The following is a 14741-nucleotide window of genomic DNA, read 5'->3' as shown; positions in this document are numbered from 1 at the left end:
CGTCACGCCTGCGGCTCCTGCCAAAAGCCCGCCTGAACAGAATTTCCTGCCTTGAACATTGATGCCTAAGCATCTATATCATAGGCACCCATGAGCGCAGCCAACGGCAAGAGCACCATCGGTTACCTGATCGCCGACCTCAGCCGGTTGTTCGGCCGCGTGTTCGACCGCCGTGCCGCGCACCTGGGCCTGACCCGCGTGCAGTGGCGCGCGCTCAAGCGCATCCATCAGAGCGAAGGCATCACCCAGTCCGCGCTGGCCGACCTGCTGGACATGGAGCCGATCGCGGTCGGCCGCGTGCTGGACCGCCTGCAGAAGGCCGGCTTCATCGAGCGCCGCAGCGATCCGGACGACCGCCGCGTCTGGCGACTGCACCTGCTGCCGCAATCGGACGCGGTGATGCATGACATCGAAGCCGTCGCGACCTCCGTGCGCGAGGACTGCCTGGCCGGTGTCGACGCCGACGAACTGGCGACGACGCTGAAAGTGCTCGGCCAGATCCGCGAAAACCTCTCCCTGCTCGACCGTGCCAGTCGCGGCGAGTCGTCCCTCCGCAAGAGCTGACCCCCACCATGACCAGCAAGATCAACGCCGCCGGCGAAAGCGCGGCACAACCCTCCGCTTCCAAGCGCCGCCGCGTGCCGGTGTGGCTGTGGATCGCCGGCCCGCTCGCCGTCGCCGGCTTCTTCGGCTGGGAATACGTCGCCTCGCAGCGCGAGGTCAGCACCGACAACGCCTACATCAAGGCCGAGCGCATCCTGATCGCGCCGCAGGTCGGCGGACGCGTGGTCGAAGTCGCCGTGCAGCAGAACCAGCCGGTGAAGAAAGGCGACCTGCTGTTCCGCATCGACGCCGATCCGCTGACGATCGCCGTGGCGCAGAACGAAGCGCTGGTCGCGCGCATGGCCAACAGCGCCAGCGCCAGCCGCGCCAAGGTGGTCGGCACCGGTACCTCGATCCAGGCCGCGCGCGAAACGCTGGCGTGGGCGCAGCGCGATTTCCAGCGCATGCAGCAGCTGGCCGGCCAGCAACTGGTCTCGCGCAAGATGCTGGACGACGCGCGCCACGCGGTCGCCGAAGCGCGTACCGACCTGGCCGACGCCATCGCCACCCAATCCGAAGCCACCGCCTCGCTGAGTGGCAGCCCGGGCACGCCGACCCAGGATCTGCCGGAATACCGTGCCGCCGCGGCCATGCTGGCGAAAGCCAGGCTCGACCTGGCGCATGCCGAGGTCCGCGCGCCGGTGGACGGTATCGTCGGCCTGCACGACCTGCAGGTCGGCGAATACATCAACGTCGGCCAGTCGGCGATGCCGCTGGTCGCCACCTCGCCGATCTGGGTGGAAGCCAACTTCAAGGAAACCGAGCTGGAAAAGATGCAGGTCGGCCAGCCCGCGACCATCGAAGTGGACAGCTATCCGGGCGTGACGTGGAAGGCGCACGTGGCCTCCATCGCGCCCGCGTCGGGTGCCGAGTTCAGCGTGCTGCCGCCGCAGAACGCCACCGGCAACTGGGTGAAGATCGTGCAGCGCATTCCCGTGCGTCTCGAAATCGATGCCGCCGCCGCCGATGCGCCGCCGTTGCGTGCCGGCATGAGCGCCGACGTGCATGTCGAACTTCGTGACGGCGGGGCCGCCGCCAGCCGCGCGACCGCCGCGCGCTGAGCGCCTGTTTCCATGTCATCCCGGGCGTGCGCGGACGCGGGCGAGGGCACTGTGGTGGGGCCCGGCCCCGCTGACGCCGCGCCCCGGGTGACCTCTGGATCGTCGCACGCCGCGTGCGCCGGTCCGTTCCGGAATTTCCCATGAGCACAACCGCCGTTCCCGCCGCTCCCGCGCAGGACGACACCGGCAAGCGCACGCTGCTGGTCGGCTCGGTGATGCTGGCCACGCTGATGCAGGCGCTGGACACCACCATCGCCAACGTCGCGCTGCCGGACATGCAGGGCTCGCTGTCGGCCACCCAGGACCAGGTGTCGTGGGTGCTGACCAGCTACATCGTCGCGGCCGCGATCCTGACCCCGGTCACCGGCTGGCTGGCCGGGCGGCTCGGGCGTCGCCGCCTGCTGATCATCGCGGTCAGCGGCTTCACTGTCGCATCGCTGCTGTGCGGCATCGCCAGCGGCATCGGCGAGATGGTGATGTTCCGCATCCTGCAGGGCGTGTTCGGCGCCTCGCTGGTGCCGATCTCGCAGTCGCTGCTGCTCGATGCGTTCCCCAAGGAAAAGCATGGCGCGGCGATGGCGATGTGGGGCATGGGCATCATGGTCGGCCCCATCCTCGGCCCGCCGCTGGGCGGCTTCCTGACCCAGAACTACAGCTGGCACTGGGTGTTCCTGATCAACCTGCCCATCGGCATCCTGGCGCTGGTCGGCATCATGGCCAGCGTGAAGAAGGACGTGGTGCAGGAGCGCAAGCTCGACGGCATCGGGCTGGGCCTGCTGGCGCTGGGCATCGGTGCGTTGCAGCTGTTCCTCGATCGCGGGCAGAGCGAGGACTGGTTCGGCAGCGTCGAGATCCAGATCGAAGCCGCACTCGCCTTCCTCGCCCTGTACATGTACGGGCTGTGGTGGTGGCGCAAGCGCGAGCACGCGCTGCTCGACCTCGGCCTGCTGAAGAACGCGAACTTCGCGGTCGGCTGCGCGCTGATCTTCGTGGTCGGCATCGTGCTGTTCGCCACGCTGGCGCTGCTGCCGCCGTACCTGAGCACGCTGATGAACTACCCGGTGCTGACCATCGGTCTGGTGCTGGCGCCGCGTGGCGTCGGCACGATGTTCAGCATGATGGTCGTGGGTCGTTTGCTGGGCCGGATCGACGCGCGCTGGCCGATCCTGGTGGGCATGGCGCTGATGGCGTTCTCGCTGCATGGCATGACCCAGTTTGGGCCGAATGCATCGATGGAATCCATCGTCTGGCTGGGCGTGGTGCAGGGCATGGGGCTGGGCCTGGTGTTCGTGCCGATCTCCACCGTTGCCTACGCCACGCTGGAGCCGCACCAGCGCACCGAGGCCGCCGGCCTCTTCAGCCTGGTGCGCAACATCGGGTCGTCGGTCGGCATCTCGGTGGTGATGACCATGCTCTCCCGCGCGATGCAGGTGAACCACGCCGAGATCGGTGCGCGCATTCCGGCGTTCGGTGCCGAAACCACGCTGCTGCCGGCGGCGATGGATCCGTCCACCGCCACCGGTCTGGCCCTGCTCAATGCCGAGGTCAACCGGCAGGCGGCCGCCATCGGCTACCTCAACGACTTCAAACTGATGATGCTGCTGACGCTGGTGTCGATGCCGCTGGTGCTGCTGATGCGGGGCGGCAAGGCGCCTTCGGGCGGCAACGCCGGTGCGGATGCCGCGGCGGCCCATTGAGTTCCGATGCCACAGGACTTGCGCGCATGAAGATCGAAGGCCTGCACCACGTCGCCATCATCGCGTCGGACTATGCGCGATCGAAGCGTTTCTACACCGAAGTGCTGGGCCTGCGCATGCTCGCCGAGCACTACCGCGCCGAACGCGATTCGTGGAAGCTCGATCTCGCCCTGCCGGACGGCACGCAGGTCGAGCTGTTCTCGTTCCCGTCGCCACCGCCGCGCGTGTCGCGGCCGGAAGCCTGCGGACTGCGCCACCTCGCGCTGCGCGTCGCCGACCTGGATGCCGCCGTCGCACACCTGCACGCGCATGGCGTGGCGACCGAAGCGGTACGCGTGGACGAATACACCACCCGCCGCTTCACCTTCTTCGCCGATCCGGATGACCTGCCGCTGGAGCTCTACGAGCCGTGATCCGGCTTCTGTAGGAGCGACGTGAGTCGCGACCGCTCGCTCTCGCGCGCACGCATCTACCGGGAATCCATGGAAGGGAGTCGCTTGTCGTCTTCTGCCGACTCCGTGGCAGACTGGATTCACGGTCGCGACTCACGTCGCTCCTACAGAGGCACCGGGATCGCGGGTTTGACTCGGGCCTGCTAACTTCGCGTACCGACAGCGAAGCGAGTCGAACCCATGAAACACTTGGCGATGTTTTTCTTGGCCGTGTCCACGGCATTGATGGTCAGCCCCGCACTGGCCAACGATCTCGACTGGCTTGCCGGCCACTGGTGCGGCCAGCGCGGCAAGACGTTCAGTGAGGAAACCTGGATGGCGCCGCGGGGTGGGCTGCTGGTCGGCATGCACCGTGACACGCGCGACGGCAGGGCGGCCGGCTTCGAGTTCATGCGCATCGCGCAGCAGGACGGACGCTGGGTGCTGCTCGCGCAGCCCGGGGGTGGGGCGGTGACCGCGTTTCCCGCGCAGAGCGTGGCGCAGGATCGCGTGGTGTTCGCCAATCCGGCGCATGACTTCCCGAAGCGCGTGATCTATTCGCGCTCCGACGCCGACACGCTGCACGCGCGTGTCGATGATGGCCGCGATGACGGCAAGGCACTGGAATGGACCTGGCGGCGCGACTGCGTGGCGCCGCCGTTGCCTTGAATCGCGTTACGGCAGCTCGGCCTCGCCCAGCGAGGCCAGCCATTCGTCGTCCGAGCCTTCGTTGACGCCTTCGAACAGCGGCGTGGAGAAATAGCGCTCGCCGGTGTCCGGCAGCATCGCCAGCAGCACGTCGCCGGGCTTGGCCTTCTGCGCGACCTGCAGGGCCGCCGCGACGGTGGCACCGCCGGAAATGCCGACGAAGATGCCTTCCTCCGCCGCCAGCCGGCGCGCGGTGGCGATGGACTCCACGTCGTTGACCGGCAGGATCTCGTCGGCGACCTCGCGGTTCAGTACGTCCGGCACGAAGTCCGGCGTCCAGCCCTGGATCTTGTGCGGCTGCCATTCCTTGCCCTGCAGCAGCGAGGCGCCGGCGGGCTCGGACGCGGTGATGCGCACGTCCGGACGCGCGACCTTGAGCACTTCACCCACCCCGGTCAGCGTGCCGCCCGTGCCCCAGCCGGTGACGAAGTGGTCGAGCCGCTGGCCGGCGAAATCGCGCAGGATTTCCGCCGCCGTGGTCTGCCGGTGGTAGGCCGGGTTGGCGGGATTGGCGAACTGGCGGGCGAGGAACCAGCCGTGCTGCTTGGCCAGTTCCTCCGCGCGGCGCACCATGCCGCTGCCACGCTCGGCGGCCGGCGTCAGGATCACCTTGGCGCCGTACGCGCGCATCAGCTTGCGGCGCTCGATGGAGAAGGTTTCCACCATCGTGGCGACGAACTTGTAGCCGCGCGCGGCGGCCACCATCGCCAGTGCCACGCCGGTGTTGCCGGAGGTCGCTTCGACGATGGTGTCGCCCGGCTTCAGCAGGCCCTTGGCCTCGGCATCCAGGACGATCGCCAGCGCCAGGCGGTCCTTCACCGAGCCGCCCGGGTTGAACGACTCCACCTTGGCATAGAGCGTCACGTGCTCGGGCGCGATGCGGTGCAGTTTCACGACCGGGGTGCGGCCGATGGTGTCCAGGATGCTGTCGTAGAGGGCCATGGGATGTCCTAGGGGAGCGAAGGGTCAGGCGGCCTGCAGTGTGGGCACGGGCAGGTTGCGGGAATGTGTGGGAGCGCCGACGGGCGGCGCGCCGAACCAGTGCAGCGTGTCGGCCAATGCGGCGACGTCGCCCAGGATCAGCAGCGCGGGCGAGCGTACCTGGTGGAAACGCGCGGTTTCCGCCAGATCGGCCAGCGTGCCGCCGATCACGCGCTGGTCGCGGCGCGATCCGTTCTCCACCAGCGCGAACGGGGTCGACGGCGCGCGGCCATGCTGGAGCAGCCGGTTGCTCAGGCCTTCCAGCCCGGCCACGCCCATGTACACGGCCAGCGTCTGCCGTTCCTGCGCCAGCGCCTGCCAGTCGAGGGTGTCGAAGGAGTCCTTGCAGTGTGCGGTCACCAGCTTCAACGACTGTGCATGGTCGCGATGGGTGAGCGGAATGCCGGCATAGGCCGCGCACGCCACGGCCGCGGTGATGCCGGGGACGACTTCGTACGGAATGCCATGGGCGCGCAGGAACTCCAGCTCTTCGCCGCCGCGACCGAACACGAACGGATCGCCGCCCTTCAGCCGCACCACGCGATGGCCGGCCCGGGCGTGTTCCAGCATCAGCGCATGGATGTCGTCCTGGCGCGTGCTGTGGCCGCTGGCCGACTTGCCTACTTCGATGTAGGTCGCATCGCGCCGGCCCAGGCGCAGCACGTCCTCGCTGACCAGGCGGTCGTGCAGGACCACGTCGGCTTCGTTCATCGCCCGCAAGGCGTTGAGCGTCAGCAGGCCGGCGTCGCCCGGGCCGGCGCCGACCACGGCGACCGAGCCGCTGCGCACGACCGTGACGTGTTCATCCAGCATCGCCTGGAAATGCTGTTCGGCCTGCACGTGCAGCTGCTGGCGGAACAGGCGGGGCAGGGGGCCGGCCAGCAGCTTCTCGAAGAAGCGGCGACGCTCGGCCGGCTGCGGGAAGCGCTGTCGGATGCGCTGGCGCTGGCGGGTGAACAGGTGCGCCAGCGACGCCCAAGAATCATCCAGCAGGGTTTCCAGCTGGCGGCGCAGGTGACGGGCCAGCATCGGTGCGCCGCCGCCGCTGGAGATGGCCACCTGCAACGGGCCACGCTCGACGATGGCGGGCACCTGGAAGGTGGACAGTTCTGCATCGTCCACGACATTGGCGAACAGATGGCGCGCCTCGGCGGCGGCGGCGACGGCCTGATTGACGTGGCTGTCGTCGGTAGCGGCGACCACCAGCCAGGCATCGGCCAGCCAGGCGACATCGAAGCGTCCGGCGATCCAGTCGATCCGGCCCTGCTCGTGCCAGGCCCGCAGGCGCGGGGTCAGTTCCGGCGCGCCGACGCGCGGGCGGGCGCCGGCATGCAGCAGCGCCTCGGTCTTCCGCTCCGCCACCGGGCCACCGCCCACGACCAGTACCCGGCGGCCTTGCAGGTCGGCGAACAGGGGAAACAGCGGAGCGCTCACGGGCGTGTGGGGGTGGTGGCTGGGCTGTCGACCGTACTGCTGGCCCAGGACGGTCGGAAATGACATCCCACCAACACCATATAGCTTGCGGTTATAAGTGGTGCCGGCTACGGTCCGGGCAAATCCTCTACAGTCCAAGGCCCCTCCCGGTGGGCCCCCACGCCCCACGCCGATGACGCTGACCCAACTCCGCTACCTGGTGGCGATTGCCGATGCCGACCTCAACATCACGCTGGCGGCGGCCCGCGTGCACGCCACCCAGCCCGGTTTGTCCAAACAGCTGAAGCAACTGGAAGACGAACTGGGCTTCCTGCTGTTCGTGCGCAAGGGACGCAGCCTGGAAGCGGTGACGCCGGCCGGCCACGAAGTGATCGACCGCGCCCGGCTGGTGCTGGCCGAGGCCAACAACATCCGCACCTACGCCGCCAACCAGCGCCGCGAAAGCCAGGGCCAGCTGGTGCTGGTGACCACCCACACGCAGGCGCGGTTCGTACTGCCGCCGGCCATCGCGCAGATCAAGCGCGATTTCCCGCAGGTCAGCGTGCATCTCCAGCAGGCCCCGGAAAGCCAGGCACTGGACCTGCTGACCCAGGGCGACGCCGACATGGCGGTGGTCAGCACCGCCGGCGATCCGCCGCAGGCCGGCATCGCCGTGCCGCTGTACCGCTGGCGGCGACTGGTGCTGGTGCCGCGCGCCCATGCGCTGGAACAGCTCGGTCGCGTGCCTACCATGGCGGACCTGGCCGACCAGCCGCTGATCAGCTACGAATCGTCGACGCGCCCGGGTTCGTCATTGCAGCGCGCCTTCGCCAAGGTGGGGCTGGAACCGAACATCGCCCTGACCGCGCTCGATGCCGACCTCATCAAGACCTATGTGCGCGCCGGCCTCGGCGTGGGCCTGCTGGCCGAGATGGCGGTGAATGCATCCGACACCGACCTGCGCGCCTGGCCGGCACCGCCGGAGGTGAAGGAGTGCATCGCCTGGGCGGTGCTGCCGCGCGAGCGGGTATTGCGCGACTACGCGCTGGACCTGGTGCGCGCGCTGGCCCCGCAGATCGACCGCCGCGACCTGCGCCGGGTGATCGACGGCAACCAGGATCCGGACTGGCCCGAGCCGCCGACGTGGCAGTCGCTGACCCAGACGATCACCAGCTGAGGCTCCCCCGTTGGCGTGATTGACGCGGCCTGCCTGCACGGGCGAGCCTGCATCCCTCCTCCCGATCCCCGATCCCGATGAACCGCATCTCCCGCATGGTTGCCCGCATGTATGCCCCGGCCGTGGTCATCGCGGTGGGCGGCTTCGCCACGGCGGAAGTGGTGACGCGGACCGAGCGCGCCTTCGGCGACATCACGCCGCAACGGCTGGCCTCGCTGTCGTTCCTGCTGGCCATCCTGCTGGGCACGGCGTGGGCGCTGCATTCCAGCTGGCGGCTCTACCGCTGGGCGCGCGGCCGGGAACTGCGCTGCGCCTGCGGCGGCATGATGTCGCGCATCCGCTACAACCGGCAGCGGCAGAAGTACCGCAAGTGCCTGGCCTGCGGCAGCAAGAGCCTGGAAGGCGCGCATTGCGGCAGCGCATGAGGTGGCGGTTCGACCTGGCGGCGGCCGGGTGCGCGCTGGTCCTGTTCGTACTGCTTGTCCTGCTGGCGACCGCCGGCGCGGGGCTGGGCTGGATACGCAGCTTCGCCGGCGATGTCGTCGCGGTTGTCTGGGTGTATTGCCTGCTGGCTGCCGGGGTGTGGCTGCGTCCGCCCATACGGCCGTTGCTGGCGCTGGCCGTGGGACTGACGGTCGAGGCGGCGCAGTACGTCAGCCAGCAGGCGGGCTGGCAGGTTTCCTCGCCGGTGCTGCGCATCGTGCTGGGCAGCACGCCGGACCTGCTGGACGTGGTTGCCTATCTGATCGGCTTCGTGTTGGCCTGCGCGGTCGAGCGTCGCGACAACGTCCGTGCCGCGCGTGGTTGAGGTGCGCGCGTCGAGGTCGTCGGACCTGACGGCGTGATGCAGGGCTTGCGGCCCGCCGCACGGCTTGTGAGGGCGTGAGTGATACTGTAGTGTCACTTCATGCGCACCGAACTCGTCACCACGCTGAAGCGACAGGCCACCGACTTGCTGGCTGACATCGAGCGGAAGCGCGAGCCCATCCTCATCACTCAGCACGGGCTGCCCAGCGCCTACCTGGTGGATGTGGAAACCTACGAAGCGATGGTGGCGCGCATGTCCCTGCTGGAAGGCATCGCGCGTGGTGAACAGGCCGTCGCCGAAGGGCGCGCCGTCTCCCATGAACAAGCCAGGGAACGGCTTGCCAGATGGTTGAAGTAGTCTGGTCCGAACCCGCGCTGAGTGATCTCGACGCCATCGCGGATTACATCGCGCTGGAGGATCCGGGCGCGGCGGCGGAACTGGTGCGTCGGGTGTTCGCCCATGTCGAACAACTCGCCGACCACCCGGACAGCGGCAGCCGCCCCGCCGAGTTGAAGCGCGGACGCTACCGCCAGGTCGTCGAGCCGCCGTGCCGCGTGATCTATCGCCATGAAGGTGGGCAGGTGGTGATCCTGCACGTCATGCGCAGCGAGCGGCTGCTGCGGCCGGGCATGCTGAAGCCGCGCGCACCAGGTAAAGCGCGCTGACGCCATTGCGATTGAAGCGGCGTGGCATGCAGTGGCCCCTCAGCTGCCGCAACGGCGACCGGCATCGGCCTCCTTCGCCACGCATTGCCGGAAATCCTCCGGCAAGCCACGGATCTCATGCGTCTTGCCGGGTGCCAGCGCAAAGTCCTCCAGCGTGGTGCGGGTGCAGTCCGCGGGATTCGCGCCGGTCGCGGCAACTGCGCAGCGCTCGGTGTAGACGCGGTAGTGGCACTGGCCGCTCTCGCTGGCGAAACACTCGAAGGTGGCCACGCCTTCCTTCAGCGTGCTCTTGCTGAAAAGCGTATCCACGCCGTTGGCGCTGCTGTGGTGGATGGTGGTGACGCTGGGCTTGTCGTCGCATCCTGCCAGGGCCAGCAGGCAGGACATCAGGGACGTGATGATGCGCATGGCGATTCCTTTGTCGTTTCGATGGGCAATGACATGCCCTCCACGACGCGTGTGCGTCGTGCCGGCGATGCCACGTTGGATGCCGCGCGGGGCGGACGGGTTTAGAGCGGTGCTACATGTTGCGGAACAGCGTCATGAAGGGCTGGCTGACGGTCAGCACTTCCGGTCGCGTCTTCAGTTTCAGGCGGCCGCGACCGGCGTCGTCGCGACTGACCGAGGCGACCGCCTTCATGTTGACGATGGTGGAGCGGTGGATCTGCTTGAAGGTGGTCTGGTCCAGCGAATCGAGCAGCTCGCGCAACGGCGTGCGCAGCAGCGATTCGCCCTCGGCCGTCATCACCGTGGTGTACTTGTTGTCGGCCTGGAAGTAGGCCACGTCGTCCACCAGGATCAGCCTGGTGTCCTTGCCGACGCTGGCGGTGAGCCATACCAGCGCCGGTTTCGCCGGTGCCGACGACACCGCGGACAGGCGGCGCAGTAACGCGTCCAGCGTGGCGCCGTCGGGATGGCCGGCGGTGGCGCGCGCCTGGATGCGTTGCACGGTGGCCAACAGGCGCTCGCGCGTGATCGGCTTGAGCAGGTAGTCGATGGCGCCCTGCTCGAATGCATCGATCGCGTACTGGTCGTAAGCGGTGACGAACACCACCTGCGTGCGCGGGCAGGCATCGGCCATGCCGCGCGCGACCTCGATGCCGGTCAGGCCGGGCATGCGGATGTCGAGGAAGGCCACGTCCGGCTGCAGCTCGACGATGGACTCCAGCGCGCTGGCGCCGTCCTCGCATTCGGCCACGATGTCCAGCTGCGGCCAGGTTTCCTTGAGCAGCGAGGACAGCGCGGTGCGCAGCAGTTCCTCGTCTTCGGCGATCACGCCCCGGAAGTTCATGCGGCACCTGCCTTGCCGGGAAGCGGCAACGTCAGCGTGGCGGCCACGCCGCTGGGGAAGTTGGAGACGATGGCGAACGAGGCGTCGCCGCCGAAGGTCAGGCGCAGGCGCTCGCGCAGGTTCTTCAGGCCGATGCCGGTGCCGCTGCTCTGGCCGCCGAAGCCCTGGCCGTCGTCGGCGACGGTCAGCGTCGCGTGGTCGTCGTGCTGGCGGGCCAGGATCCAGACGGTACCGCCGCCGGTCTTCGGCTCCAGGCCGTGCTTGATGGCGTTCTCGACCAGCGTCTGCAGCATCATCGACGGCATCGGCACCGGCTTGAGCGCGTCCGGCACTTCGATCTGCAGCGACAGGCGGCTGCCCATGCGGATCTTCAGGATCTCCAGGTAGGCCAGCGTGCGTTCCAGTTCCTCGCCCAGCGTCGACAGCGCGTCGTCGGTGCGCGGCAGCGAACTGCGCAGGTAGTGGATCAGGTGGCCCAGCATGATGTCGGCGCGCGGCGGATCGGTGCGCGTCAGCACCTGCGCGCTGGCCAGCGTGTTGTAGAGGAAGTGCGGCTCGACCTGCGCGTTGAGCAGGTTCAGGCGCGCGACCGTCAGTTCCTTCTCGCTGACGGTCTTCACCACATCGGCCTGTTCCTGCCGGCGCTGGTCGGCGACGCGACGGGTGATGGCGCGGGTGACGGCCTCGACGTTCTCGACGTTGACGCCATCGTCCAGCACGAACAGGTCCAGCCATGCGCTCGCGTCCGGGCCGACCATCAGGGTGATGCTGCTGGTGCCGTTGCCGGGCGTGACCGTGGCCTGGACGAGGTCACGCTTCACCGCGAAGCGCGCCATGATGTTGAAGCGCGACGGCTGGCTGGGGCCGTCGAAGCTGTCGATACGGCGCACCTTGACCCGTACCTGCAGGCTGTCGGGCGCGCTTTCCGCCTCCTCGGCGCGCGGCAGTTCGCGCAGCGCACCTTCGATCAGGGCGAAGGCGTCGGCGGTGTCCAGCGGTACTTCGATCTGCCGGCGCTGGCGGCTGGCCAGCGTGGTGCTGTCGAGCCGCCCCGTGATCAGCCAGATCCGCCGCAGGTGGCTGATCAGGCCGATCAGTACCGACAGCATCACCAGCGTCGAGGCGAGGTTGAACAGCCACTCGGCCGCACCCGACAGCATGGTCCGTTCGAAGATGCCGTTCCAGATGAAGCCCGCCATGAGGATCGCGCCGAACCAGGCGACGAGGATGCGGATGATCAGCAGCAGGCTGGGGAACACGTTGGATACCACGGCTTGGGAAGTGCCGTGGAGGATAGCCCGCCGATCCGGGGAGGGAAGGGGGCGGGCGATGGAAGCGGTCTTCGGGCGATGGAAGACCCCTCGACCGGCGCGAATTTCCGCGGGGCGCGGCTACCGGCCGTCGAGGGCGTGGACGCCCGCGCGGCGCGTCAGACGTCGATGTGGATGCCGCACTCGCGCTTGAGCCCGTTGAAGCGGGTGTCCTCCTCGCGCATGCCGGGTTCCCAGCGGCGGGTGGTGTGGAAGTCGCCGATCGACACGTAGCCCTGCTCCCACAGCGGGTGGTAGGGCAGGTCGTGCTGCTTCATGTACTGCCACACGTCGCGGTCGGTCCAGTCGACGATGGGGTTGATCTTCCAGCGCTCCTCGCGCTGCTGCAGCACCGGGGCGTTGGCGCGGCTGGTGGCCTGGACGCGGCGCAGGCCGGTGAACCAGGTGCCCACGCCCAGTTCCTTGAGCGCGCGCTTCATCGGCTCGACCTTGCGCAGGCTGTTGTACTGCTCGATGCCGACCAGGCCCTGCTCCCACAGGCGGCCGTGGCGCGCCTCCATCCAGGCGCGGCTGACCAGCGGGCGGAACACCTGCAGGTTGAGCTGCAGGCGCTCGGTCAGTTCGTCGGCGAAGCGGTAGGTCTCGGGGAACAGGTAGCCCGTGTCGATCAGCACCACCGGGACGTCCGGCTTCTGCCGGGTGACCATGTGCAGCAGCACCGCCGCCTGCGCGCCGAAGCTGGACGACATCGCGGCTTCGGCAGGCCCGTGCTTCAGCGCCCAGGCGATGCGCTGCTCGGCGGTCTGCGTTTCCAGCCACGCGTTGTGCTCGGCGATCCGGTCCGTGTCCAGTGAAAGGGCGAGGGCGCTCATGCGTGCAGTTCCAGGGCGATCTGTCGGTGGGTGGGATAGGCGGGCAGGGCGACCACGCCGCTGCGATGCAGGAAGTCGCCGAAGCCTTCATCGCCGTCGCGACCGGCCGCATAGCGCGCGAACAACTCGTCCAGCGTGGCGAGGATGGCGGCTTCGTCGATGTTCTCGCGGTACAGCGTGTTGAGCCGCTGGCCGCGCGCGTCGCCGCCGAGCATCAGGTTGTAGCGGCCCGGCGCCTTGCCGACCAGGGCGATCTCCGCCAGGTACGGCCGCGAGCACCCGTTCGGGCAGCCGGAGATGCGCAGCACGATGGGCGCATCGCGCAGGCCGTGCTTGTCCAGCAATGGCTGCAGCTTGTCGGTGAAGTCTGGCAGGTAGCGCTCCGCTTCGGCCATCGCCAGCCCGCAGGTCGGCAGCGCCACGCAGGCCACGGCCGCGCGCTGGAGGGCGGTGCCGAGCCGTTCGCCGGCATCCAGCCCGTGCGCCTTCACCAGCGCATCGATACGCGCGCGCTCGCCGGCCGGCACGCCGGCGATCACCAGGTTCTGGTTCGCGGTCATCCGGAACTCGCCGCGATGGACGTTGGCGATCTCGCGCAGGCCGGTGAGGTGGGTGGCCTGCGCGGTGTCGGCGATGCGGCCCGCATACAGATGCAGGGTCAGGTGCCAGTGGCCGTCTTCGCCCTCGACCCAGCCGTAGCGATCGCCGTTGTGCTGGAAATGGAAGGGACGAACCGGCTGCAGCGCCACGCCGCTGCGGCGCTCGATCTCCGCCACGACCGTGTCCAGGCCATGGTCGTCGATGGTGTACTTGAAACGCGCACGCTTGCGCTGCTCGCGGTTGCCCAGGTCGCGCTGGGTGGTGACCACGGCCGTGGCCACCTCCAGCAACTGTTCCGGCGTGATGAAGCCGACCACGTTGCCGACACGCGGATAGGTTTCGGCATCGCCATGGGTCGCACCCATGCCGCCGCCGATCACCAGGTTGAAGCCGGCCAGCGCGCCGTCGTCCAGCACGGCGATGAAGCCCAGGTCGTTGGCGAACACGTCCACGTCGTTGACCGGCGGCACCGCGAAGCCGATCTTGAACTTGCGGGGCAGGTAGGTGGCGCCGTAGATCGGTTCTTCTTCCTCGCCGCTGCCGGCCACGCGCTCCTCGTCCAGCCAGATCTCGTAGTACGCGCGGGTGTTGGGCAGCAGGTGCTCGGACAGCTTCGCCGCCCACGCCTGCACGTCGGCGTGCGCGCGCGATTCCAGCGGGTTGGCCGCCACCAGCACGTTGCGGTTGACGTCGCCGCAGGCCGCCAGCGTGTCGATCAATGCGGCGTTGATGGCCTGCATGGTCGCCTTCAGTTCGCGCTTGATGACGCCGTGGAACTGGAAGGCCTGCCGCGTGGTGATGCGCAGCGAATGATTGGCGTACTGCGTGGCGATGGCGTCCAGCTTCAGCCACTGCGCCGGCGTGACCACGCCGCCCGGCGTGCGCGTGCGGATCATGAACTGGTAGGCAGGCTCCAGCTTCTGCCGGCGGCGCTCGTCGCGCAGGTCGCGGTCGTCCTGCTGGTAGCTGCCGTGGTACTTGATCAGGGTCTGGTCCGATTCGCGCAGCGCCCCGGTGACCGGATCGGCCAGGCTGTCGAGCAGGCTGCCACGCAGGCGGTGGCTCTCGGATTTGATGTCTTCGACGGAGTGGTTGGACATGTTGGTGTGATGGCTTCGGGGTGTGCTCCCTCCCCCGCTTGCGGGGGAGGGAGCACACCCCGA

The 14741-nt window shown here is 68.6% G+C and carries 17 protein-coding genes; 10 read left to right on the top strand and 7 right to left on the bottom strand.

All coding sequences use genetic code 11. The annotated features are described in order from the left end of the window. Positions 1-90 precede the first annotated feature (90 nt). The 5 genes from MMG85_RS02800 to MMG85_RS02780 all read left to right on the top strand — a co-directional run bounded on the left by MMG85_RS02800 (position 91) and on the right by MMG85_RS02780 (position 4461). The gene (locus tag MMG85_RS02800) at positions 91-564 is read left to right on the top strand and encodes a MarR family transcriptional regulator (RefSeq protein WP_241044635.1); all 474 of its coding nucleotides are present in this window, start codon (positions 91-93) and stop codon (positions 562-564) included. 8 nt (positions 565-572) lie between these two features. Next, positions 573-1664, top strand: coding sequence for an HlyD family secretion protein (locus MMG85_RS02795; RefSeq protein ID WP_241044634.1), 1092 nt, complete (start codon positions 573-575; stop codon positions 1662-1664). Positions 1665-1804: 140 nt separating this feature from the next. Continuing rightward, on the top strand, positions 1805-3361 hold the full coding sequence (locus MMG85_RS02790) for an MDR family MFS transporter (RefSeq protein WP_241044633.1): 1557 nt from the start codon (positions 1805-1807) through the stop codon (positions 3359-3361). Between the two features lie 26 nt (positions 3362-3387). After that, positions 3388-3774: a VOC family protein gene (locus MMG85_RS02785; RefSeq protein ID WP_241044632.1), complete on the top strand. Its 387-nt coding sequence runs from the start codon at positions 3388-3390 to the stop codon at positions 3772-3774. Positions 3775-4008: 234 nt separating this feature from the next. Then, a complete protein-coding gene (locus MMG85_RS02780) occupies positions 4009-4461 on the top strand; it encodes a DUF6265 family protein (protein ID WP_241044764.1) in 453 nt (150 codons plus the stop codon). Positions 4462-4467: 6 nt separating this feature from the next. On the opposite strand, the gene cysK is transcribed toward MMG85_RS02780, so the two are convergent. Together cysK and cysG are read right to left on the bottom strand one after the other, a co-directional pair. Then, positions 4468-5442, bottom strand: a complete 975-nt coding sequence (gene cysK, locus MMG85_RS02775) for a cysteine synthase A (protein ID WP_241044631.1) — start codon at positions 5440-5442, stop codon at positions 4468-4470. Between the two features lie 24 nt (positions 5443-5466). Next, positions 5467-6915 (bottom strand): siroheme synthase CysG, encoded by a 1449-nt coding sequence (gene cysG / locus MMG85_RS02770; RefSeq protein WP_241044629.1) that lies wholly within the window; start codon positions 6913-6915, stop codon positions 5467-5469. 172 nt (positions 6916-7087) lie between these two features. On the opposite strand from cysG, the gene MMG85_RS02765 reads away from it, so the two are divergent. From MMG85_RS02765 to MMG85_RS02745, 5 genes are all read left to right on the top strand, one after another. Further along, on the top strand, positions 7088-8071 hold the full coding sequence (locus MMG85_RS02765; RefSeq protein ID WP_055940176.1) for a LysR family transcriptional regulator: 984 nt from the start codon (positions 7088-7090) through the stop codon (positions 8069-8071). 77 nt (positions 8072-8148) lie between these two features. Continuing rightward, a complete protein-coding gene (locus tag MMG85_RS02760) occupies positions 8149-8496 on the top strand; it encodes a hypothetical protein (protein ID WP_055940178.1) in 348 nt (115 codons plus the stop codon). Further along, entirely contained in the window at positions 8493-8879 is a 387-nt protein-coding gene (locus MMG85_RS02755) for a DUF2809 domain-containing protein (RefSeq protein WP_241044627.1), read from the top strand. The genes MMG85_RS02760 and MMG85_RS02755 overlap by 4 nt, the downstream gene beginning before the upstream one ends. 99 nt (positions 8880-8978) lie before the next feature. Beyond that, positions 8979-9236, top strand: a complete 258-nt coding sequence (locus MMG85_RS02750; RefSeq protein ID WP_241044625.1) for a type II toxin-antitoxin system Phd/YefM family antitoxin — start codon at positions 8979-8981, stop codon at positions 9234-9236. Then, positions 9224-9544: a type II toxin-antitoxin system RelE/ParE family toxin gene (locus MMG85_RS02745; protein ID WP_055940180.1), complete on the top strand. Its 321-nt coding sequence runs from the start codon at positions 9224-9226 to the stop codon at positions 9542-9544. The genes MMG85_RS02750 and MMG85_RS02745 overlap by 13 nt, the downstream gene beginning before the upstream one ends. Positions 9545-9583: 39 nt before the next feature. Here the strand turns inward: MMG85_RS02745 and MMG85_RS02740 are convergent, their stop codons facing one another. The 5 genes from MMG85_RS02740 to cysI all read right to left on the bottom strand — a co-directional run bounded on the left by MMG85_RS02740 (position 9584) and on the right by cysI (position 14678). Further along, entirely contained in the window at positions 9584-9952 is a 369-nt protein-coding gene (locus tag MMG85_RS02740; RefSeq protein ID WP_241044623.1) for a hypothetical protein, read from the bottom strand. Between the two features lie 112 nt (positions 9953-10064). After that, entirely contained in the window at positions 10065-10835 is a 771-nt protein-coding gene (locus tag MMG85_RS02735) for a LytTR family DNA-binding domain-containing protein (RefSeq protein ID WP_241044622.1), read from the bottom strand. After that, positions 10832-12094: a histidine kinase gene (locus MMG85_RS02730; protein ID WP_241044763.1), complete on the bottom strand. Its 1263-nt coding sequence runs from the start codon at positions 12092-12094 to the stop codon at positions 10832-10834. The genes MMG85_RS02735 and MMG85_RS02730 overlap by 4 nt, the downstream gene beginning before the upstream one ends. A gap of 170 nt (positions 12095-12264) precedes the next feature. After that, the gene (locus tag MMG85_RS02725; protein ID WP_241044621.1) at positions 12265-12978 is read right to left on the bottom strand and encodes a phosphoadenylyl-sulfate reductase; all 714 of its coding nucleotides are present in this window, start codon (positions 12976-12978) and stop codon (positions 12265-12267) included. Further along, a complete protein-coding gene (gene cysI, locus MMG85_RS02720) occupies positions 12975-14678 on the bottom strand; it encodes an assimilatory sulfite reductase (NADPH) hemoprotein subunit (RefSeq protein WP_241044620.1) in 1704 nt (567 codons plus the stop codon). Before cysI ends, MMG85_RS02725 begins: the two co-directional genes overlap by 4 nt. Between the last annotated feature and the right edge of the window lie 63 nt (positions 14679-14741).

The organism is Pseudoxanthomonas sp. LH2527 (genome assembly GCF_022539275.1).
Taxonomy (GTDB): Bacteria; Pseudomonadota; Gammaproteobacteria; order Xanthomonadales; family Xanthomonadaceae; genus Pseudoxanthomonas_A.
This window is presented reverse-complemented; position numbering and strand designations above follow the sequence as displayed.